Source organism: Rhodococcus parequi (genome assembly GCF_046042785.1).
In the GTDB taxonomy this organism is placed as follows: Bacteria; Actinomycetota; Actinomycetes; order Mycobacteriales; family Mycobacteriaceae; genus Prescottella; species Prescottella parequi.
The window spans coordinates 179,160-197,057 of the sequence record NZ_JBDLNV010000005.1; the positions used below are offsets into that span (position 1 = coordinate 179,160).

Annotated in this window: 30 protein-coding genes; 24 read left to right on the forward strand and 6 right to left on the reverse strand. The window is 66.1% G+C overall.

Annotated features, from left to right (window positions below):
- Nucleotides 1-58 precede the first annotated feature (58 nt).
- From ABEU20_RS15275 to ABEU20_RS15295, 5 genes are all read right to left on the reverse strand, one after another.
- Nucleotides 59-931 (reverse strand): ABC transporter permease, encoded by an 873-nt coding sequence (locus ABEU20_RS15275; protein WP_420165251.1) that lies wholly within the window; start codon nucleotides 929-931, stop codon nucleotides 59-61.
- Nucleotides 928-1,791, reverse strand: coding sequence for an ABC transporter permease (locus ABEU20_RS15280; RefSeq protein ID WP_420165252.1), 864 nt, complete (start codon nucleotides 1,789-1,791; stop codon nucleotides 928-930). The genes ABEU20_RS15275 and ABEU20_RS15280 overlap by 4 nt, the downstream gene beginning before the upstream one ends.
- A complete protein-coding gene (locus ABEU20_RS15285) occupies nucleotides 1,788-2,759 on the reverse strand; it encodes an ATP-binding cassette domain-containing protein (protein ID WP_420165253.1) in 972 nt (323 codons plus the stop codon). The genes ABEU20_RS15280 and ABEU20_RS15285 overlap by 4 nt, the downstream gene beginning before the upstream one ends.
- A 197-nt stretch (nucleotides 2,760-2,956) precedes the next feature.
- Nucleotides 2,957-3,643: a GntR family transcriptional regulator gene (locus ABEU20_RS15290; RefSeq protein ID WP_420165254.1), complete on the reverse strand. Its 687-nt coding sequence runs from the start codon at nucleotides 3,641-3,643 to the stop codon at nucleotides 2,957-2,959.
- A gap of 153 nt (nucleotides 3,644-3,796) precedes the next feature.
- A complete protein-coding gene (locus tag ABEU20_RS15295; protein ID WP_420165255.1) occupies nucleotides 3,797-4,276 on the reverse strand; it encodes a hotdog fold domain-containing protein in 480 nt (159 codons plus the stop codon).
- 484 nt (nucleotides 4,277-4,760) lie between these two features.
- Here ABEU20_RS15295 and rpsJ point away from each other — a divergent pair, with 484 nt between their 5' ends.
- From rpsJ to map, 24 genes are all read left to right on the forward strand, one after another.
- Nucleotides 4,761-5,066, forward strand: a complete 306-nt coding sequence (gene rpsJ / locus ABEU20_RS15300) for a 30S ribosomal protein S10 (protein WP_003938093.1) — start codon at nucleotides 4,761-4,763, stop codon at nucleotides 5,064-5,066.
- A 28-nt stretch (nucleotides 5,067-5,094) separates the two neighbouring features.
- Entirely contained in the window at nucleotides 5,095-5,748 is a 654-nt protein-coding gene (rplC, locus tag ABEU20_RS15305; RefSeq protein ID WP_420165256.1) for a 50S ribosomal protein L3, read from the forward strand.
- Nucleotides 5,745-6,410 (forward strand): 50S ribosomal protein L4, encoded by a 666-nt coding sequence (gene rplD / locus ABEU20_RS15310; protein ID WP_420165257.1) that lies wholly within the window; start codon nucleotides 5,745-5,747, stop codon nucleotides 6,408-6,410. Before rplC ends, rplD begins: the two co-directional genes overlap by 4 nt.
- Nucleotides 6,407-6,712 carry a 50S ribosomal protein L23 gene (gene rplW, locus ABEU20_RS15315; RefSeq protein ID WP_005518367.1) on the forward strand — a complete coding sequence of 102 codons (306 nt, stop codon included), beginning with the start codon at nucleotides 6,407-6,409 and terminating at the stop codon, nucleotides 6,710-6,712. Before rplD ends, rplW begins: the two co-directional genes overlap by 4 nt.
- Before the next feature lie 40 nt (nucleotides 6,713-6,752).
- Nucleotides 6,753-7,589 (forward strand): 50S ribosomal protein L2, encoded by an 837-nt coding sequence (gene rplB, locus ABEU20_RS15320; RefSeq protein ID WP_420165258.1) that lies wholly within the window; start codon nucleotides 6,753-6,755, stop codon nucleotides 7,587-7,589.
- A 13-nt stretch (nucleotides 7,590-7,602) separates the two neighbouring features.
- Complete coding sequence (rpsS, locus tag ABEU20_RS15325) at nucleotides 7,603-7,884, forward strand: 30S ribosomal protein S19 (protein WP_005518370.1); 282 nt, start codon at nucleotides 7,603-7,605, stop codon at nucleotides 7,882-7,884.
- Complete coding sequence (rplV, locus tag ABEU20_RS15330; RefSeq protein WP_420165259.1) at nucleotides 7,881-8,285, forward strand: 50S ribosomal protein L22; 405 nt, start codon at nucleotides 7,881-7,883, stop codon at nucleotides 8,283-8,285. The genes rpsS and rplV overlap by 4 nt, the downstream gene beginning before the upstream one ends.
- On the forward strand, nucleotides 8,285-9,082 hold the full coding sequence (gene rpsC, locus ABEU20_RS15335) for a 30S ribosomal protein S3 (protein ID WP_005518374.1): 798 nt from the start codon (nucleotides 8,285-8,287) through the stop codon (nucleotides 9,080-9,082). The genes rplV and rpsC overlap by 1 nt, the downstream gene beginning before the upstream one ends.
- 3 nt (nucleotides 9,083-9,085) lie before the next feature.
- Nucleotides 9,086-9,502 carry a 50S ribosomal protein L16 gene (gene rplP / locus ABEU20_RS15340; protein ID WP_005518375.1) on the forward strand — a complete coding sequence of 139 codons (417 nt, stop codon included), beginning with the start codon at nucleotides 9,086-9,088 and terminating at the stop codon, nucleotides 9,500-9,502.
- On the forward strand, nucleotides 9,502-9,738 hold the full coding sequence (gene rpmC / locus ABEU20_RS15345) for a 50S ribosomal protein L29 (protein ID WP_005518377.1): 237 nt from the start codon (nucleotides 9,502-9,504) through the stop codon (nucleotides 9,736-9,738). Before rplP ends, rpmC begins: the two co-directional genes overlap by 1 nt.
- Entirely contained in the window at nucleotides 9,735-10,025 is a 291-nt protein-coding gene (gene rpsQ, locus ABEU20_RS15350; protein WP_225019446.1) for a 30S ribosomal protein S17, read from the forward strand. Before rpmC ends, rpsQ begins: the two co-directional genes overlap by 4 nt.
- Before the next feature lie 171 nt (nucleotides 10,026-10,196).
- Nucleotides 10,197-10,565 (forward strand): 50S ribosomal protein L14, encoded by a 369-nt coding sequence (gene rplN, locus ABEU20_RS15355; RefSeq protein WP_420165260.1) that lies wholly within the window; start codon nucleotides 10,197-10,199, stop codon nucleotides 10,563-10,565.
- Nucleotides 10,565-10,882 carry a 50S ribosomal protein L24 gene (gene rplX, locus ABEU20_RS15360; protein WP_420165261.1) on the forward strand — a complete coding sequence of 106 codons (318 nt, stop codon included), beginning with the start codon at nucleotides 10,565-10,567 and terminating at the stop codon, nucleotides 10,880-10,882. The genes rplN and rplX overlap by 1 nt, the downstream gene beginning before the upstream one ends.
- A gap of 1 nt (nucleotide 10,883) precedes the next feature.
- Nucleotides 10,884-11,450 carry a 50S ribosomal protein L5 gene (gene rplE, locus ABEU20_RS15365; protein WP_005518382.1) on the forward strand — a complete coding sequence of 189 codons (567 nt, stop codon included), beginning with the start codon at nucleotides 10,884-10,886 and terminating at the stop codon, nucleotides 11,448-11,450.
- Nucleotides 11,451-11,454: 4 nt separating this feature from the next.
- Nucleotides 11,455-11,640: a type Z 30S ribosomal protein S14 gene (locus ABEU20_RS15370; RefSeq protein WP_005518383.1), complete on the forward strand. Its 186-nt coding sequence runs from the start codon at nucleotides 11,455-11,457 to the stop codon at nucleotides 11,638-11,640.
- Nucleotides 11,641-11,810: 170 nt separating this feature from the next.
- A complete protein-coding gene (gene rpsH, locus ABEU20_RS15375) occupies nucleotides 11,811-12,209 on the forward strand; it encodes a 30S ribosomal protein S8 (RefSeq protein ID WP_420165262.1) in 399 nt (132 codons plus the stop codon).
- 14 nt (nucleotides 12,210-12,223) lie between these two features.
- Complete coding sequence (rplF, locus tag ABEU20_RS15380) at nucleotides 12,224-12,763, forward strand: 50S ribosomal protein L6 (RefSeq protein WP_005518391.1); 540 nt, start codon at nucleotides 12,224-12,226, stop codon at nucleotides 12,761-12,763.
- Nucleotide 12,764: 1 nt separating this feature from the next.
- Nucleotides 12,765-13,172, forward strand: a complete 408-nt coding sequence (gene rplR / locus ABEU20_RS15385; RefSeq protein ID WP_420165263.1) for a 50S ribosomal protein L18 — start codon at nucleotides 12,765-12,767, stop codon at nucleotides 13,170-13,172.
- A 31-nt stretch (nucleotides 13,173-13,203) separates the two neighbouring features.
- Nucleotides 13,204-13,845, forward strand: a complete 642-nt coding sequence (rpsE, locus tag ABEU20_RS15390; RefSeq protein ID WP_005518393.1) for a 30S ribosomal protein S5 — start codon at nucleotides 13,204-13,206, stop codon at nucleotides 13,843-13,845.
- Nucleotides 13,845-14,024 (forward strand): 50S ribosomal protein L30, encoded by a 180-nt coding sequence (gene rpmD, locus ABEU20_RS15395; RefSeq protein ID WP_005518394.1) that lies wholly within the window; start codon nucleotides 13,845-13,847, stop codon nucleotides 14,022-14,024. Before rpsE ends, rpmD begins: the two co-directional genes overlap by 1 nt.
- Before the next feature lie 2 nt (nucleotides 14,025-14,026).
- Nucleotides 14,027-14,467, forward strand: coding sequence for a 50S ribosomal protein L15 (gene rplO / locus ABEU20_RS15400; RefSeq protein ID WP_348604256.1), 441 nt, complete (start codon nucleotides 14,027-14,029; stop codon nucleotides 14,465-14,467).
- Between the two features lie 221 nt (nucleotides 14,468-14,688).
- Nucleotides 14,689-16,011, forward strand: a complete 1,323-nt coding sequence (gene secY / locus ABEU20_RS15405; RefSeq protein ID WP_420165264.1) for a preprotein translocase subunit SecY — start codon at nucleotides 14,689-14,691, stop codon at nucleotides 16,009-16,011.
- Nucleotides 16,008-16,553, forward strand: coding sequence for an adenylate kinase (locus ABEU20_RS15410; RefSeq protein WP_420165265.1), 546 nt, complete (start codon nucleotides 16,008-16,010; stop codon nucleotides 16,551-16,553). Before secY ends, ABEU20_RS15410 begins: the two co-directional genes overlap by 4 nt.
- Nucleotides 16,553-17,356, forward strand: a complete 804-nt coding sequence (gene map / locus ABEU20_RS15415) for a type I methionyl aminopeptidase (protein WP_420165266.1) — start codon at nucleotides 16,553-16,555, stop codon at nucleotides 17,354-17,356. Before ABEU20_RS15410 ends, map begins: the two co-directional genes overlap by 1 nt.
- Before the next feature lie 68 nt (nucleotides 17,357-17,424).
- Here the strand turns inward: map and dtd are convergent, their stop codons facing one another.
- On the reverse strand, nucleotides 17,425-17,862 hold the full coding sequence (gene dtd / locus ABEU20_RS15420; protein WP_420165267.1) for a D-aminoacyl-tRNA deacylase: 438 nt from the start codon (nucleotides 17,860-17,862) through the stop codon (nucleotides 17,425-17,427).
- Between the last annotated feature and the right edge of the window lie 36 nt (nucleotides 17,863-17,898).

Below are 17,898 nucleotides of genomic sequence, written 5' to 3' on the forward strand. Positions count from 1 at the left end.
GAGTGGATTCCGGACGGCCCGAGGTCGGTACCGATCCAGATATGTACGTCGGAGCGACTCAGCCGGTTGCGGCCGCGCGCCGGTAGCCCTTGATCGCCGGGTACACGAACACGGCCATCATGCCGAACGACCACGCGAGGGTCTGCAGCACGGGTTCGAGGATCGGCCCGCCCATCGCCAACCCGCGCATCGCATCGATCGCGCACGACATCGGCTGCGCCGCCACTATGGGCTGCAGCCACGTCGGGTACGCCATGACCGGCACGAAACCCGAATTGAAGAACATCAGCAGCGTGCAGCCGATCGAGACGAGTTCCACCAGAGGCGCGTCGCCGGACACCGTGGCCAGCGCCGTCACCATCATCGCGAAGCCCATGCCGAAGATCACCGGCAGGATCACGAGCAGCACGCTCGGCAGGAATCCCTGGGTCAGCCGGAAACCGAGGAAGAGACCCACCACGAGAATGACGATGGTGGTGATCGTCACGCGTACCGCTTCCGCCATCATGCGGCCCACGAGGCCGGCGGCCCGGTGGATCGGAAGCGTCCAGAACCGCGACAGCAGACCGGTCTTCCGTTCGGCTCGCAAACCGACGGCGCTGACGATCGAGCCGAACATGGCACCGATCAGGATGATCATCGGGACCTGACCGTAGACCGCGGGCTGGCCCGTCGCTGCCGTCACGGTGTTGCCGATGACGATCCGGAACATCACGAGGGTCAGGGCCGGATAGAGCAGGGCCTGGATCATCGTCGAGGGATCCCGCGACCAGCGCGTGAGGAGGCGCTTGCACTGGACCGTGCTGTGCACCCACAACGCCTTGGGGGACTTCTCCGGCCAGGCCTCGGTGGGCGGCGGGAAATCGATGGAGGAAGCAGACGCGCGCGCCGCTCGGCTCGACGTCATCGTGCGTTCCGGGGACTCACTCATTTGCGCCTCATACTCGCCCACACGGCCAGTGGCGCGAAGACCACGACCAGACCCACACACCACGCGACTGCCGGAAAGAGCGACGACGAGGTGACCCCGCCCTCCGCCATGTCCCGCATCGCGAACGAGAACTGCGAGATCGGCTGATTACGCACGAACGGCCGGATCCATTCGGGGAACCCGGTCTCCGGCACGAACCCGCACGACAGCATGCCGAGGATGAGCTGCGGCAGCGCCAACGCCTGGGACGTGGCCTCGGGGGATTTCGCCAGGGTGCCGATCGCGTCCGCACCCAGTGACAGCGCCACGCTGATCGACAGCGCCAACGCACAGAACAGTGCTGCCTGCGCCGCGCCCGCGCTGAAACGGAAGCCGATGGCGTAGCCGTACGCCAAAGCCGCCACGAGGGTGATCACGGACCGTATGAGGGCTCGGGTCATGCGCGAGAGAAGCGGAACCGGCCCCGCGACGGGCATCGTCTTGAGTCTGGTCGTCAGGCCGAGCAGCGACTCCACCGAGGCGACCTGCGACGCCGAGATCGCCGTGAAGGCCATCGCCTGCAACACGATGATCGGCATGAGGAACTGCGCGTAGTCGACGCCCTGGAGCTTCATCACGAAGCGCAGCGGCAGATAGAAGCCGACGGTGAAGATCAGCGGCGCGATCACGGCGACCGCGAGTTCTCCGGTCTTCACCATCGTCTTGAGGCTGCGACCCGTGAGCGCGAGCCACTGCTGGAACCCGTTGGGGTCGGGGCGCCGGTGCGAGCCGATGCGCCTCGCGGGCACCGTGACCGCGGCACGCTTGGACGCCGCCGACACCGCCAGGCCGTTCGCCGCGCTGTTCGTGCTGGAGGTCATCGCTCGGCCCCCGGAGCGGAATGACCGGTCAGGGACAGGAAGACGTCGTCGAGGGACGGCCGGCGCAGCGCGATGTCGGCGAGTTCGATGCCCGCAGCGTCCAGGCGGCGCAGCGCCTCGGACAGCGTGGCGGCGCCGTCGGGGGCCGGCACGGACACGCGATCGGCGCCTTCGGTGATCTCGGTGCGAATCTCGTGCGGGACCAGATTGCCGAGCGCATGGACCGCCCACGGCAGCTTCTGCGGATCCAGTGGAACGACCTCGCAGTAGCTGCCACCCGTGCGTTCCTTGAGCTGATCCGCGGTGCCCTCCGCGATGACCATGCCCCGGTCGATGACGATGATGTTGTCGCTGAGCAGGTCCGCCTCCTCGAGATACTGCGTGGTCAGCAGCACCGTGATGCCCTGCTCCTTGAGGGTGTCGACGAGCGCCCACACACCCTGGCGGCTGCGCGGGTCGAGACCCGTCGTCGGCTCGTCCAGGAACACCACCTCCGGGCGCACGACCAGCCCGCACGCGATGTCGATGCGTCGGCGCATGCCGCCGGAATAGCCACGGACCGGCCGCTTGCCGGTGTCGAGGAGATCGAACTCACTGAGCAGGTCCTGCGCACGCTGCTTCGCCGACGCGCGGTCCAGGCCCATCAGCCGGCCGAACAGTTCGATGTTCTCCCGACCCGACAGGGTCTCGTCGAGCGCGGCGTACTGACCCGTCATCATGATCGATCGGCGGACGTCGGCAGCGTGCGTGACGACGTCGTGGCCGGCGACCACCGCCCGCCCGCGGTCGGGGCGCAGGAGCGTGGACAGAACCTTGACCGTCGTCGTCTTGCCGGCGCCGTTGGGGCCGAGAATGCCCAGAACCGTCCCGCGCTTGGCTTCGAAGCTGACGCCCTGCAAGGCCTTCACATCTCCGAAGGACTTGTGGACGTCGTCGACGAGCACGGCTGCGTCCTGGAAAATTGGCATCGACACTCCGCTAGTTCACCTGGGTCGGATGGCTGACCGCCAGTCGGGGGCCACGGGTCCATCCTTCGTCGACGTGTATTCCCGCCGCTGCCGGGGAATGTTACCCGCGTGGCCTACGCCACACGGCCCTCGCGGACGGACGCGGCACCCGATTCCCCACACATAGCGGCCGTTCCGGGCGGTGGACGACCTCGAAGTCAGTCCCAGATCCCGATCGTTTCCAGATGCCGCACCAGACGCTTCGCGCCGTCGTCGAAATGTGCCCGCGTCTCGGCGGCGACACCCGCGTGGTCCCGAGCGGCCAGTGCCGAGACGAGGCGCCCGTGGCTGGCCACGGCCTCGTCACCCCACTCGCGATCCGCCGAATAGAAGTGCACCGGCGTGTACCGGGTCGCTCCCAGGAGGAACCACGACAGCTTCCGGGCCCCGGCCAGACGATTGATGATCCGGTGGAAGCCGAACTCGAGCTCCTCGATCCGGACCGCGTCCGCGAGATCGACCGCGCGCCGCAGCTGGTCGTTGATCGCGGTCAGTTCCGCCAGGGCGTCGTCGTCGACGTGGTCGACGGCGCGGACGGCCAGCTCCTCGGCGATGCGCCCCTGCAGCCAGAAGACGTCGTTGACGTCGTCCCGGCTCAGCGGCGCGACGACGTAGCCGCGGTGGGGGACCAGCTCGACGAGTCCCTCACCCCGCAGGGTCAGCAGGGCCTCGCGCACCGGGGTCACGCTCACGCCCAGTTCCGCGGCGGTCTCGTCGAGGCGGATGAAGTCGCCCGGACGGACCCCGCCCGACATGATCACGTTGCGCACGTGCACGGCAACGTCGTCGGACAACTGCGGTCGGCGTCGAAGACTCCCGGTCGACCGGGCTGCGGGCGGGGCCATGACTACTCCTCGGCGGGACGCGTGTGCCCGCCTCGTTCGCGGCTGCCCGATCGGATACCCGACTCGGGACCTGCTGGTGTGACGCGTGCAACACATCGGATCGGATCAAATATATCGGGTCCGGTGGGGTCGAGGTCGCGGCCGACCCGCGCGTCAGGCGCGAGTCACCCAGACGGTGATGTCGGCGTGGACGACCTCCGCGCCCGTGCGGTCGGTGATCGACACCGGAATCGTCAGCTCGGTGCCCTCGGTGACGGCCTCGAAGTCCGGGATCGGGTCGAGCCGTGCGGTGGCCCGCAGCCGCGACTGCGCCTTCGCGACGTAGCGCACGTTCATCGCCTTGGGGATCCAGCGATGGGTCGCCGGCACCGTCGCTTCGGCGAGCATGCCCATCGCGGCCTCGGCGAGATTGCACGCCGCGATCGCGTGGAACGTTCCTATGTGGTTGTGCACGCCCCACCATTTCGGGGCGCTCACTTCGCAGTGTCCGGGCTCGAGACGCCGGACGGCGGGGAGCACAGTCGCGAAGTACGGCACTCGTGCACACATGCCGATCGAGAACAGTGCGCGCCCGAATCCGTTGGCGGGCAACTTCTGCCAGCTTCGGTAGGTGGCGGTGGGAGCGGTCGTCATGGACCGATCTTACTTGTCGGTAAGTTGATTGGGTCCGATTTGCCCGCTGACCTCGCATGTCGGGGGAACTGCGATTTGATCTCTGGGGTCGGCTACGGCATACTGATCGGGTTGCCTTGACCGGGACGCGCTCCGTTGCGACCTGAGTCAGGCTGGATGAAAGTCGAGTATCGGGACGAAGTGCCTGGTCACGACGATGCAAGACGGAAGCAGTACCCAACGTTTGCGCCCCTCGCGGGCGCATCCGGTGCGGTTCTCGCGGCTCCTGGAAAGGGATTTCCGGGGCCCGGGAATGAGTGGCTGGGCGACACGCCCGACCGCGTGGGCCGGAGAACCATGACACATGAACAGCGGCAGCGGATCGAGTGATGTCTCGATCGCGAGTGTGTGTTGTTCGTGTCGTGTTTCAGCCGAGGGCTGTGCAGACGAGGTAGTCCCCGGCTCGTTCGGGTTCTACGAAACGCGGCAAGAAAAGGACACAAGCGTGGCGGGACAGAAGATCCGCATCAGGCTCAAGGCCTATGACCACGAGGCGATCGACGCGTCAGCGCGCAAGATCGTCGAGACGGTGACCCGTACCGGGGCCCGCGTGGTCGGCCCGGTGCCGTTGCCTACCGAGAAGAACGTGTACTGCGTCATCCGCTCGCCGCACAAGTACAAGGACTCGCGCGAGCACTTCGAGATGCGTACTCACAAGCGGCTGATCGACATCCTCGACCCGACGCCGAAGACGGTCGACGCGCTCATGCGCATCGACCTTCCGGCCAGCGTCGACGTGAACATCCAGTGAGCTTGGGAAGACGCAGCGGAGATATCAAATGACTAATCAGATCAAGGGAATCCTGGGCACCAAGCTCGGCATGACCCAGGTCTTCGACGAGAACAACCGGGTCGTCCCGGTCACCGTCGTCAAGGCTGGGCCGAACGTCGTCACCCAGATCCGTACCGAAGAGCGTGACGGCTACAGCGCCGTGCAGCTGGCGTTCGGCGCCATCGACCCCCGCAAGGTGAACAAGCCGACTTCCGGCCAGTTCGCCAAGGCCGGCGTCACCCCGCGTCGCCACATCGTCGAGCTCCGCGTTGCCGACGCCTCCGAGTACGAGGTGGGCCAGGAGCTGACGGCCGAGGTGTTCGAGGACGGCGCATACGTCGACGTCACCGGCACCAGCAAGGGCAAGGGCTTCGCCGGCACCATGAAGCGTCACGGCTTCGCCGGCCAGGGCGCCTCGCACGGTGCACAGGCCGTTCACCGTCGCCCGGGTTCCATCGGTGGCTGTGCCACCCCCGGTCGCGTGTTCAAGGGCATGCGCATGTCGGGCCGCATGGGCTCCGACCGCATCACGACGCAGAACCTCTCGGTCCACAAGGTGGATGCCGAGAACGGCCTGCTGCTGATCAAGGGTGCGATCCCCGGCCGCAAGGGCGGCCTCGTGATCGTCAAGACCGCAGTGAAGGGTGGTGCTTCGGCATGACCGAGACCGCAACCAAGCTGACCCTCGACGTCAAGGCTGCCGGTGGCAACACCAACGGCACCGTCGATCTCCCCGCCGAGATCTTCGACGCGACCGCGAACATCGCTCTGATGCACCAGGTCGTCGTCGCGCAGCTCGCTGCGGCACGTCAGGGCACGCACTCCACCAAGACCCGCGGCGAGGTCCGCGGCGGTGGCAAGAAGCCGTACCGCCAGAAGGGCACCGGCCGCGCACGTCAGGGCTCGACCCGTGCGCCGCAGTTCGCCGGCGGTGGCGTCGTCCACGGCCCGCAGCCGCGCGACTACTCGCAGCGCACCCCCAAGAAGATGAAGGCTGCCGCTCTCCGTGGCGCCCTCTCCGACCGGGCTCGCAGCGAGCGCATCCACGTCATCACCGAACTGGTCGCCGGGCAGGTCCCGTCCACCAAGACGGCGAAGTCGTTCCTGGGCGAGCTGTCCGACCGCAAGAAGTTCCTGCTGGTCGTCGGCCGCGAGGACATCGCCGCGTGGAAGAGCGTCCAGAACCTGGAAGGCGTGCACCCCATCGCACCCGACCAGCTCAACACCTACGACGTGCTCAACAGCGATGACGTCGTGTTCAGCCTCGAGGCTCTGAACACCTTCATCGCGGGCCCGGCCAAGAACGAGGAGGAGAGCAAGTGACCACCATCGCCGACCCCCGCGACATCTTGCTGGCCCCGGTCATCTCCGAGAAGTCCTACGGACTGATCGAGGAAGGCACCTACACCTTCCTGGTGCACCCGGACTCGAACAAGACGCAGATCAAGATCGCCGTCGAGAAGGTCTTCGGTGTCACCGTGACGAGCGTCAACACCGCCAACCGTCAGGGCAAGCGCAAGCGGACCCGCTTCGGTTACGGCAAGCGCAAGGACACCAAGCGTGCGCTCGTGACCCTCTCGGCCGACAGCAAGCCCATCGAGATCTTCGGAGGCCCGGTCGCGTAAGCGTCTGGGACTTGACGAGATATAGAGGACGAGAAGACTCATGGCAATCCGTAAGTACAAGCCGACTACCCCGGGCCGCCGCGGCTCGAGCGTCTCGGACTTCGCCGAGATCACTCGGTCGACGCCCGAGAAGTCGCTCATTCGCCCGCTGCACGGTCGCGGTGGTCGTAACGCCCACGGTCGCATCACCACCCGCCACAAGGGTGGCGGTCACAAGCGCGCCTACCGGCTGATCGATTTCCGTCGCAACGACAAGGACGGCGTGCCGGCCAAGGTCGCTCACATCGAGTACGACCCCAACCGCACCGCTCGTATCGCGCTGCTGCACTACGCGGACGGCGAGAAGCGCTACATCATCGCCCCCAAGGGCCTGGTGCAGGGCGCCCCGATCGAGTCCGGCGCAGGCGCCGACATCAAGCCGGGCAACAACCTGCCGCTGCGCAACATCCCCACCGGTACCACCATCCACGCGGTGGAGCTGCGTCCGGGCGGCGGCGCCAAGATGGCCCGTTCCGCCGGCGCCAGCATCCAGCTGCTGGGCAAGGAAGGCACCTACGCCACGCTGCGTATGCCGTCCGGTGAGATCCGTCGCGTCGACGTGCGCTGCCGCGCCACCGTCGGCGAGGTCGGCAACGCCGAGCAGTCGAACATCAACTGGGGCAAGGCCGGCCGTATGCGGTGGAAGGGCGTTCGCCCGACCGTCCGTGGTGTGGTCATGAACCCGGTCGACCACCCGCACGGTGGTGGTGAGGGTAAGACCTCCGGTGGTCGCCACCCGGTCAGCCCGTGGGGCAAGCCCGAGGGCCGCACCCGCAAGAACAAGGCGAGCGACAAGCTCATCGTCCGCCGTCGCCGTACCGGCAAGAACAAGCGCTAGGAGGGAGTGAAGGATGCCACGCAGCCTGAAGAAGGGCCCGTTCGTCGATGACCACCTCCTTGCGAAGGTGGACGTGCAGAACGAGAAGGGCACCAAGCAGGTCATCAAGACCTGGAGCCGTCGTTCCACGATCATTCCGGACTTCATCGGTCACACGTTTGCCGTCCATGACGGACGCAAGCACGTTCCGGTGTTCGTTTCGGATTCGATGGTTGGCCACAAGCTCGGAGAGTTTGCACCGACCAGGACGTTCAAGGGCCACATCAAGGACGACCGGAAGAGCAAGCGTCGATGAGTACTGAAACCCAGAACCCCACCGCGAAGGCGGTCGCGCGCCATGTGCGCGTGACCCCCATGAAGGCGCGCCGTGTCGTGGACATCGTCCGCGGCAAGTCGGTCGACGAGGCTCTCGCGATCCTCAAGTTCGCACCGCAGGCCGCTGCCGAGCCGGTCGCGAAGGTGATCGCCAGCGCAGCTGCCAACGCGCAGAACAACCTGAACCTGGATCCCGCCACGCTCGTCGTCGCGACGGCGTTCGTGGACGAGGGTGCGACCCTCAAGCGGTTCCAGCCGCGCGCACAGGGCCGGGCCTTCCGGATCCGCAAGCGTTCGAGCCACATCACGGTCATCGTTGAGAGCCGGGCGAATGTGTCCGCTTCAGCGGGTCGTAACCGCCGGAAGGGAAGTGGTCAGTAGTGGGCCAGAAGATCAACCCGCACGGCTTCCGTCTCGGCATCACGACCGACTGGAAGTCGCGCTGGTACGCAGACAAGCAGTACGCGGAGTACGTCAAGGAAGACGTCGCGATCCGTAAGCTCCTCGCCACCGGCATGGAGCGCGCGGGCATCGCGAAGGTCGAGATCGAGCGCACCCGTGACCGTGTGCGTGTGGACATCCACACCGCGCGTCCGGGCATCGTCATCGGTCGCCGTGGCGCCGAGGCCGATCGCATCCGCGCCGAGCTCGAGAAGCTGACCGGCAAGCAGGTCCAGCTGAACATCCTCGAGGTCAAGAACGCCGAGGCCGAGGCCCAGCTCGTGGCACAGGGTGTCGCCGAGCAGCTCTCGAACCGTGTGGCGTTCCGTCGTGCGATGCGCAAGGCCATCCAGTCGGCCATGCGTCAGCCGAACGTCAAGGGCATCCGCGTGCAGTGCTCGGGCCGCCTCGGCGGCGCCGAGATGAGCCGCTCGGAGTTCTACCGCGAAGGTCGCGTTCCGCTGCACACGCTGCGTGCGGACATCGACTACGGCCTGTACGAGGCCAAGACCACCTTCGGTCGCATCGGCGTGAAGGTCTGGATCTACAAGGGCGACATCGTCGGCGGCAAGCGTGAGCTGTCCGCCGCGGCCCCGGCCGAGCGCCCGCGTCGCGAGCGTCCGAGCCGTCCGCGTCGCTCCGGTGCTGCCGGCACCACGGCGACCAGCACCGAGGCCGGTCGCGCTGCGACCGCAACCGCCGATGCTCCCGCTTCTACCGAGCAGAAGGAGGGCTGACGCATGTTGATCCCGCGCCGGGTCAAGCACCGCAAGCAGCACCACCCGAGCCGTTCGGGCGCCGCCAAGGGCGGCACCCAGGTGGCATTCGGTGAGTACGGCATCCAGGCTCTCGAGCCGGCCTACATCACCAACCGGCAGATCGAGTCCGCTCGTATCGCCATGACTCGCCACATCAAGCGTGGCGGCAAGATCTGGATCAACATCTTCCCGGATCGTCCGCTCACGAAGAAGCCTGCCGAGACCCGCATGGGTTCCGGTAAGGGTTCGCCGGAGTGGTGGGTCGCGAACATCAAGCCCGGACGGGTCATGTTCGAGATGAGCTACCCGAACGAGGAGATCGCCCGCGAGGCCCTGCGCCGCGCGATGCACAAGCTCCCGTGCAAGTGCCGGATCGTGACGAGGGAGGAGCAGTTCTGATGGCAACCACCAGCCCTGCTGCAGAGCTCCGCGAGCTGACCGACGAAGAACTGGTCACCAAGCTCCGCGAGGCGAAGGAAGAACTGTTCAACCTTCGTTTCCAGATGGCCACCGGCCAGCTGGACAACAACCGCCGGCTGCGCACGGTCCGTCACGAGATTGCGCGCATCTACACCGTCCTGCGCGAGCGCGAGCTCGGCCTGGCCGCTGGTCCGGACGCAGGAGACGCGGCATGAGTGAGGATAAGGCAGTGAGCACCAACAGCACCGAAGAGCGCGGTAGCCGCAAGGTCCGCACCGGTTACGTGGTCTCCGACAAGATGGAGAAGACCATCGTGGTCGAGCTGGAGGACCGGGTGAAGCACCCGCTCTACGGCAAGATCATCCGTCGGACCACGAAGGTCAAGGCGCACGACGAGAACGGCACCGCCGGCATCGGCGATCGCGTGCAGCTGATGGAGACCCGCCCGTTGTCGGCCACCAAGCGCTGGCGTCTGGTCGAGGTCCTCGAGAAGGCCAAGTAAGAGCCGAAGTATGTATCCAGTACGATGGTGGGGTTGCCCTGCGAAAGCAGTGGTGGCCCCACCATCGGCGGGTACGGACCGCGCGCGTCGGGTCGGAAATCTGCCGCGCACGATCAGCACGAGCCACTGCGGTTCGTACTGGTCGAAACAAGCCAGGTCAAGGAGAAGTTAGTGATTCAGCAGGAGTCGCGACTGCGCGTCGCCGACAACACGGGTGCCAAGGAGATTCTCTGCATCCGCGTTCTCGGTGGCTCGTCTCGTCGCTACGCCGGGATCGGCGACATCATCGTCGCCACCGTCAAGGACGCAACCCCGGGTGGAAACGTGAAGAAGGGCGACGTGGTCAAGGCCGTCGTCGTCCGCACCGCCAAGGAGCGTCGCCGTCCGGACGGCTCGTACATCAAGTTCGACGAGAACGCCGCTGTCATCATCAAGGCGGACAACGATCCGCGCGGCACTCGTATCTTCGGACCCGTCGGTCGTGAGCTGCGCGAGAAGCGCTTCATGAAGATCGTCTCGCTCGCCCCGGAGGTGCTGTGATGAAGGTGCACAAGGGTGACACCGTGCTGGTCGTCTCCGGCAAGGACAAGGGCGCGAAGGGCAAGGTCATTCAGGCCTACCCCGCGACCAACAAGGTCCTGGTCGAGGGCGTGAACCGCATCAAGAAGCACACCGCGGTCTCCGCGAACGAGCGTGGCGCCTCCTCGGGCGGCATCGTGACGCAGGAAGCTCCGATCAACGTCTCGAACGTCATGGTCGTCGACTCCGACGGAAACCCGACTCGCGTCGGCTACCGCACGGATGAAGAGACCGGCAAGCGCGTTCGCATTTCCCGGAAGAACGGGAAGGACATCTGACATGACCTCCACCGAGAACAAGACCCAGCCGCGTCTGAAGGCCCGCTACCGTGCGGAGATCAAGGACGCGCTGAACGCTGAGTTCGATTACGCGAACGTCATGCAGATCCCCGGCCTGGTGAAGGTCGTCGTGAACATGGGTGTCGGCGACGCCGCCCGTGACGCCAAGCTGATCAACGGTGCGGTCGCAGACCTCACCCTGATCACCGGCCAGAAGCCGGAAATCCGTAAGGCCCGCAAGTCCATCGCGCAGTTCAAGCTGCGTGAGGGCATGCCGATCGGCGCGCGCGTCACGCTGCGCGGCGACCGCATGTGGGAGTTCCTGGACCGCCTGGTGTCCATCGCGCTGCCCCGTATCCGCGACTTCCGCGGCCTGTCGGGCAACCAGTTCGACGGCAACGGCAACTACACGTTCGGCCTCAACGAGCAGTCGATGTTCCACGAGATCGACGTGGACAAGATCGATCGTCCGCGCGGTATGGACATCACCGTCGTGACCACCGCCACCAACAACGAAGAAGGCCGTGCGCTGCTCAAGCACCTCGGCTTCCCGTTCAAGGAGAACTGAGCCCATGGCTAAGAAGGCACTGGTCAACAAGGCCAACAAGAAGCCGAAGTTCGCGGTGCGCGCGTACACCCGCTGCCAGAAGTGCGGCCGTCCGCACTCCGTGTTCCGCAAGTTCGGCCTGTGCCGAATCTGCGTTCGCGAGATGGCGCACGCCGGCGAGCTGCCGGGCGTTCACAAGAGCTCCTGGTAAGCAGCCCGAACGAAGACTTCCGTCCCGCATCCGCGGAACGGTGAAGGTAAGAACCACTTCGTTGTAGGCCCACGATCGGGCCGGCCCCGCTCCTCCGAGCAATCGGGGGAGCGGGGCCGGACTCCGGTGCTGCATGGGAACCCCAACGAGAAAGGTGCACAGGTCAACTCATGACCATGACTGATCCGATCGCAGACTTCTTGACGCGTCTGCGTAATGCCAACTCGGCGTACCACGACGAGGTGAAGCTGCCGCACTCGAAGATCAAGGCGAACATCGCCGAGATCCTCAAGCGCGAGGGCTACATCTCCGACTACCGCACCGAGGATGCCGAGGTCGGCAAGACGCTGATCGTCGACCTCAAGTACGGCCCGAGCCGCGAGCGGAGCCTTGCCGGCCTGCGTCGTGTCTCGAAGCCGGGTCTGCGCGTGTACGCGAAGTCCACCAACCTGCCCAAGGTCCTGGGCGGCCTCGGCGTGGCGATCATCTCCACGTCGTCCGGTCTGCTCACTGATCGTCAGGCGGCCAATCAGGGTGTGGGCGGGGAAGTCCTCGCCTACGTCTGGTAAGAGAGGCCACCACTATGTCGCGTATTGGAAAGATTCCGGTCGCCGTCCCCGCGGGCGTCGACGTGACCATCGACGGCCAGGACGTCGCGATCAAGGGACCCAAGGGTTCGCTGTCGCTGACCGTGTCCGAGCCGATTTCGGTCGCCAAGGGTGAGGACGGTGCCCTGCTGGTCACCCGTCCCGACGACGAGCGTCGCAGCCGTGCGCTGCACGGTCTGTCGCGCACCCTGGTGCAGAACATGATCACCGGTGTGACCGCTGGTTACACCACCAAGATGGAGATCCACGGTGTCGGTTACCGTGTGGCGCTGAAGGGTCAGGACCTCGAGTTCGCCCTCGGCTACAGCCACCCGGTCCCGATCGAGGCTCCGGAGGGCATCACCTTCGCTGTCGAGTCGCCGACCAAGTTCTCGATCTCCGGCATCGACAAGCAGAAGGTCGGCCAGATCGCGGCCAACATCCGCCGCCTGCGCAAGTCCGACCCGTACAAGGGCAAGGGCATCCGCTACGAGGGTGAGCAGGTCCGTCGCAAGGTCGGAAAGACGGGTAAGTGATATGAGCCAGACTGCAAACCAGAAAGCCAAGCGGATTCCGCTGGGCAAGGACGTGTCCACTGCGCGTCGTCTGTCGAAGGCGCGTCGTCACTTCCGTCTCCGCAAGAAGGTCTCCGGCACCCCCGAGCGTCCTCGTCTCGTGGTGAACCGTTCGTCGCGGCACATTCACGTGCAGCTGGTGGACGACCTGGCCGGCAAGACCCTGGCGTCTGCGTCGACCATCGAGGCCGACGTGCGTGCGCTGGACGGCGACAAGAAGGCTCGCGGTGCCAAGGTCGGTCAGCTGATCGCCGAGCGCGCCAAGGCTGCCGGCGTGGAGGCCGTGGTCTTCGACCGCGGTGGCCACACCTACAGCGGCCGCATCGCGGCCCTGGCCGACGCCGCTCGCGAAGGCGGGTTGAAGTTCTGATGACTGACATTACTAACGGAAGGAATGCCTGATGCCGGGACGTCAAAGGCGTGACGGCGGAAGCGGACCCGCCGGACAGAATGGTCCGAACCAGGGCGACAACCGCGGTGGCCGCGATCGTCGTGACAACCGTCGCGACAACGCCGCCGAGAAGTCGAACCACATCGAGCGCGTCGTCTCCATCAACCGCGTGTCGAAGGTCGTCAAGGGTGGTCGTCGCTTCAGCTTCACCGCTCTCGTGATCGTCGGCGACGGCAACGGCCTCGTCGGTGTCGGTTACGGCAAGGCCAAGGAAGTTCCCGCGGCTATCCAGAAGGGCGTCGAGGAAGCTCGCAAGAACTTCTTCCGCGTGCCGCTGATCGGCAGCACCATCACTCACCCCGTCCAGGGTGAGGCGGCTGCCGGCGTCGTCATGCTGCGTCCGGCCAGCCCCGGTACCGGTGTCATCGCCGGTGGCGCGGTGCGTGCCGTGCTGGAGTGCGCGGGTGTCTCCGACATCCTCGCCAAGTCGCTCGGTAGCGACAACGCCATCAATGTTGTGCACGCGACGGTTGCCGCCCTCAAGGGTCTGCAGCGTCCGGAAGAGGTTGCAGCCCGTCGTGGCCTGCCCCTCGAGGACGTTGCCCCGGCCGGCATGCTCCGCGCTCGTGCACAGGCTGGGAGCGTGAAGTAATGGCACAGCTCAAGGTCACCCAGGTCAAGAGCACCATCGGCACCAAGCAGAACCAGCGGGACAGCATGCGCACCCTCGGACTGAAGGGCATCCGCCAGTCGGTCGTTCGTGAGGACAACGCGCAGAACCGCGGTCTGATCAACGTGGTGCGCCACCTCGTCACGGTTGAGGAGGTCTAACCATGACCATCAAGTTGCACCACTTGCGTCCGGCTCCCGGCGCCAAGACCGACAAGACTCGCGTCGGTCGCGGTGAGGGTTCCAAGGGCAAGACCGCTGGTCGCGGTACCAAGGGCACCAAGGCCCGCAAGAACGTGTCGGCCGCCTTCGAGGGTGGACAGATGCCGCTTCACATGCGTCTGCCCAAGCTCAAGGGCTTCAAGAACGCGTTCCGCACCGAGTACCAGGTCGTCAATGTCGGTGACATCGCCCGTCTGTTCCCCGAGGGTGGACAGATCGGTGTCGCCGAGCTCGTCGCCGCGGGCGCGGTTCGCAAGAACCAGCTCGTGAAGGTGCTCGCCGAGGGCGACATCGCGGTTGCCGTCCAGGTCACCGCGAACAAGTTCTCGGGCGCCGCGAAGGAGAAGATCGCCGCTGCCGGTGGTACCACCACCGAGCTGTGATCTCGCTCGTCTGATCGCAAGAATGGCCGCAACATCGTCCCTCGGGGTGATGTTGCGGCCATTCTTCGTTCGACGCTCTTCGCAGCGGGGCATACTGGTGATCGGGCAGCCCCTGACGGGGCTGTAATTTCATGTGTCACTGTTAGAGTTCTAGAGTTCTGCAATCCACCGGACGGACCAATTGGTTCGCTTCCCTGTCCGTCGTGCGCCCAGGAGGATCTTTGCTTTCCGCCTTTGTCTCGGCCCTCAGGACGGTAGACCTGAGGCGGAAGATCCTCTTCACACTCGGTCTGGTCGCCCTGTATCGCCTCGGCGCGACGCTGCCGTCTCCGGGTGTCGACTACGGAAACGTCCGTGCCTGTATCGACCAGGTATCCGGCGGTGAGTCGGCCGGCATCTACTCGTTGATCAACCTGTTCTCCGGCGGCGCGCTGCTGCAGCTGTCGGTCTTCGCGATCGGCATCATGCCGTACATCACGGCGAGCATCATCGTTCAGCTCCTCACCGTCGTCATCCCGAAGTTCGAGGAACTCCGCAAGGAGGGCCAGTCGGGTCAGGCGAAGATGACGCAGTACACGCGTTATCTCTCGATCGCGCTCGCGATCCTGCAGTCGACCGGCATCGTGGCACTCGCTGCGCGTGGCCAGCTGCTACAGGGATGTAGCCAGCCGATCATCGCCGACGAGAGCGTGTTCGGCCTGATCATCATCGTGATGGTGATGACGGCGGGTGCAGCGCTCGTCATGTGGTTCGGCGAGCTCATCACCGAGCGTGGCGTCGGCAACGGTATGTCGCTGCTCATCTTCGCGGGCATCGCCTCGCGCATCCCGTCCGAGGGCAAGGCCATCCTCGACAGCCGTGGTGGCCTGACCTTCGCGCTCGTGTGCGTCGCCGCGTTGGCGATCATCGCGGGTGTCGTGTTCGTCGAGCAGGGCCAGCGCCGTATCCCGGTGCAGTACGCCAAGCGCATGGTAGGTCGCCGCATGTACGGCGGATCCTCGACGTACCTGCCGCTCAAGGTCAACCAGGCCGGCGTCATCCCGGTGATCTTCGCGTCGTCCCTGCTGTACCTGCCGAACCTCATCGCGCAGCTCACCGGTTCCAACACGAGCACCGATCCGAGCTGGTGGCAGCGGTTCATCAACGAGTACCTGGTGAACCCGGCCAACCCGGTCTACATCCTGATCTACTTCGGCATGATCGTGTTCTTCACGTACTTCTACGTCGCGATCACGTTCAACCCGGAGGAGCGCGCCGACGAGATGAAGAAGTTCGGCGGCTTCATCCCGGGCATCCGTCCGGGCCGGCCGACCGCCGATTACCTGAACTATGTACTGAGCCGTATCACGCTGCCGGGCGCCATCTACCTCGGCACCATCGCTGTCCTGCCGAATCTGTTCCTCGACATCGGCAATTCGGGCGGAGTGCAGAACCTGCCGTTCGGCGGTACCGCGGTGCTGATTATGGTCAGTGTGGGCCTCGATACTGTGAAGCAGATCGAGAGCCAGCTTATGCAGCGAAACTATGAAGGGTTCCTCAAGTGAGACTTGTCCTCCTTGGTCCTCCCGGTGCCGGTAAGGGCACCCAGGCCGCGATTCTGTCGGAGAAGTTGGGCGTTCCGCACATCTCCACCGGAGACCTCTTCCGCGCGAACATCGGGCAGGAGACGCCGCTGGGGCTCGAGGCCAAGAAGTACCTCGATGCGGGCGATCTCGTCCCGAGTGAGATCACGAACAACATGGTGAAGGCCCGCGTGGCCGAGCCGGACGCCGCGAACGGTTTCCTGCTCGACGGGTTCCCGCGCACGGTCGATCAGGCGAAGGCGCTCGAGGGCATCCTCGAGGGCCTGGGCGCCAAGCTCGACGGCGTGCTGGCGTTCGACGTCGACGACGACGTCGTGGTCGAGCGGATGCTCGCCCGCGGCCGCGCCGACGACACCGAGGACGTGATCCGCAACCGCATGCGCGTCTACCGCGAGGAGACCGCGCCGCTGCTGAACTACTACGCCGGCCAGATCGTCACCGTCGACGCCGTCGGCGCTGTCGAAGAGGTCAACGCCCGCGCCCTGGCCGCGCTGGGGAAGTAATGGCGTTCGGCCGCAAGCGCAAGGTCGTTCCGTTCCGCACGGCGGGTGAGCTCGACGCCATGGCCGCGGCGGGCGCGATCGTCGGTGCCGCCCTCGTGGCGGTGCGGGACGCGGCCCGGCCCGGTGTCAGCACCCTCGAGCTGGATCGGGTCGCCGAGTCGGTGATCCGGGACGCCGGCGCAGTGCCGTCCTTCCTCGGCTACCACGGGTTCAGTGGCTCCATCTGCTCGTCGGTCAATGATCGCGTCGTGCACGGCATCCCGTCGGCGGACGACGTCCTCGTCGAGGGCGATCTCGTGTCGATCGACTGCGGTGCCATCCTCGACGGCTGGCACGGCGACTCGGCATGGACGTTCGGCGTCGGCGAGCTCAGCGAGGCGGACGCTCAGCTGAGCGAGGCGACGCGGCTGTCGATGGAGGCGGGCATCGCCGCCATGGTCGACGGCAACCGGCTCACCGACGTGTCGTATGCCATCGAGCAGGGCACGCATGCTGCCGAGAAGCTGCACGGCAGGTCCTACGGGATCGTCGACGGCTACGGCGGTCACGCGATCGGTCGCGAGATGCACATGGATCCGTTCCTGCCGAACGAGGGGGCGCCCGGCAAGGGCCCGCACCTCGTCATCGGATCGGTCCTGGCGATCGAGCCGATGCTCACGCTCGGCACGTACGAGACCGAGGTGCTCGGCGACGATTGGACCGTGGTGACCACCGACGGCAGTCGCGCCGCCCACTGGGAGCACACGGTCGCCGTCACCGAGGACGGCCCGCGGATCCTCACGCTCCGCCCCGGCGACAACTGAGCAGAGTTATCCCGAAGCACCGAGCGGGCAGCGACCAGTCGCTGCCCGCTCGGTGCTTCGTCGGTGGGTCATCCCTCCAGGAGGACGGTGACCGGCCCGTCGTTGATCAGGCTCACCCGCATGTGTTCGCCGAAGCGTCCCACTTCGACGGTGGCGCCGAGTTCCCGCAGTGCGGTGCCGAACGCGTCGACGAGCGGTTCGGCGACGGTGCGGGGCGCGGCGGCGGACCACGACGGCCGCCGGCTCTTGCGGGTGTCGGCCATGAGGGTGAACTGGCTGACGACGAGGATCGGCGCGTCGACGTCGGACGCCGACTTCTCGTCGTCGAGGATGCGCAGGCGCCAGACACGCCGCGCGAGGTTCGCGGCGCCGATCGGGTCGTCGTCGTGGCCGACGCCGAGAAGGACGAGCAGACCCTGTCCGTGCTCGGGCGGGGAGATCCGGGCGACTTCGGCACCGTCGACCTCGACTGCCGCTGTCGTGACTCGCTGGACGAGGGCGCGCATGTGACTGGGTCACTCCTTCGGGTGGGGCGGGGGAGC

What these genes read in the sequence shown, in the direction of transcription:
- rplO (WP_348604256.1), top strand. Translation starts at nt 14,027, where the DNA reads ATGACCATCAAGTTGCACCACTTGCGTCCGGCTCCCGGCGCCAAGACC.
- dtd (WP_420165267.1), bottom strand. Translation starts at nt 17,862, where the DNA reads ATGCGCGCCCTCGTCCAGCGAGTCACGACAGCGGCAGTCGAGGTCGAC.
- map (WP_420165266.1), top strand. Translation starts at nt 16,553, where the DNA reads ATGGCGTTCGGCCGCAAGCGCAAGGTCGTTCCGTTCCGCACGGCGGGT.
- ABEU20_RS15280 (WP_420165252.1), bottom strand. Translation starts at nt 1,791, where the DNA reads ATGACCTCCAGCACGAACAGCGCGGCGAACGGCCTGGCGGTGTCGGCG.
- ABEU20_RS15275 (WP_420165251.1), bottom strand. Translation starts at nt 931, where the DNA reads ATGAGTGAGTCCCCGGAACGCACGATGACGTCGAGCCGAGCGGCGCGC.
- rplB (WP_420165258.1), top strand. Translation starts at nt 6,753, where the DNA reads ATGGCAATCCGTAAGTACAAGCCGACTACCCCGGGCCGCCGCGGCTCG.
- rpmD (WP_005518394.1), top strand. Translation starts at nt 13,845, where the DNA reads ATGGCACAGCTCAAGGTCACCCAGGTCAAGAGCACCATCGGCACCAAG.
- rplC (WP_420165256.1), top strand. Translation starts at nt 5,095, where the DNA reads ATGACTAATCAGATCAAGGGAATCCTGGGCACCAAGCTCGGCATGACC.
- rplD (WP_420165257.1), top strand. Translation starts at nt 5,745, where the DNA reads ATGACCGAGACCGCAACCAAGCTGACCCTCGACGTCAAGGCTGCCGGT.
- rplX (WP_420165261.1), top strand. Translation starts at nt 10,565, where the DNA reads ATGAAGGTGCACAAGGGTGACACCGTGCTGGTCGTCTCCGGCAAGGAC.
- rpsS (WP_005518370.1), top strand. Translation starts at nt 7,603, where the DNA reads ATGCCACGCAGCCTGAAGAAGGGCCCGTTCGTCGATGACCACCTCCTT.
- ABEU20_RS15285 (WP_420165253.1), bottom strand. Translation starts at nt 2,759, where the DNA reads ATGCCAATTTTCCAGGACGCAGCCGTGCTCGTCGACGACGTCCACAAG.
- ABEU20_RS15370 (WP_005518383.1), top strand. Translation starts at nt 11,455, where the DNA reads ATGGCTAAGAAGGCACTGGTCAACAAGGCCAACAAGAAGCCGAAGTTC.
- ABEU20_RS15290 (WP_420165254.1), bottom strand. Translation starts at nt 3,643, where the DNA reads ATGGCCCCGCCCGCAGCCCGGTCGACCGGGAGTCTTCGACGCCGACCG.
- rplV (WP_420165259.1), top strand. Translation starts at nt 7,881, where the DNA reads ATGAGTACTGAAACCCAGAACCCCACCGCGAAGGCGGTCGCGCGCCAT.
- rplE (WP_005518382.1), top strand. Translation starts at nt 10,884, where the DNA reads ATGACCTCCACCGAGAACAAGACCCAGCCGCGTCTGAAGGCCCGCTAC.
- rplR (WP_420165263.1), top strand. Translation starts at nt 12,765, where the DNA reads ATGAGCCAGACTGCAAACCAGAAAGCCAAGCGGATTCCGCTGGGCAAG.
- rpsE (WP_005518393.1), top strand. Translation starts at nt 13,204, where the DNA reads ATGCCGGGACGTCAAAGGCGTGACGGCGGAAGCGGACCCGCCGGACAG.
- rplP (WP_005518375.1), top strand. Translation starts at nt 9,086, where the DNA reads ATGTTGATCCCGCGCCGGGTCAAGCACCGCAAGCAGCACCACCCGAGC.
- rpsQ (WP_225019446.1), top strand. Translation starts at nt 9,735, where the DNA reads ATGAGTGAGGATAAGGCAGTGAGCACCAACAGCACCGAAGAGCGCGGT.
- rplF (WP_005518391.1), top strand. Translation starts at nt 12,224, where the DNA reads ATGTCGCGTATTGGAAAGATTCCGGTCGCCGTCCCCGCGGGCGTCGAC.
- rpsH (WP_420165262.1), top strand. Translation starts at nt 11,811, where the DNA reads ATGACCATGACTGATCCGATCGCAGACTTCTTGACGCGTCTGCGTAAT.
- ABEU20_RS15295 (WP_420165255.1), bottom strand. Translation starts at nt 4,276, where the DNA reads ATGACGACCGCTCCCACCGCCACCTACCGAAGCTGGCAGAAGTTGCCC.
- rpmC (WP_005518377.1), top strand. Translation starts at nt 9,502, where the DNA reads ATGGCAACCACCAGCCCTGCTGCAGAGCTCCGCGAGCTGACCGACGAA.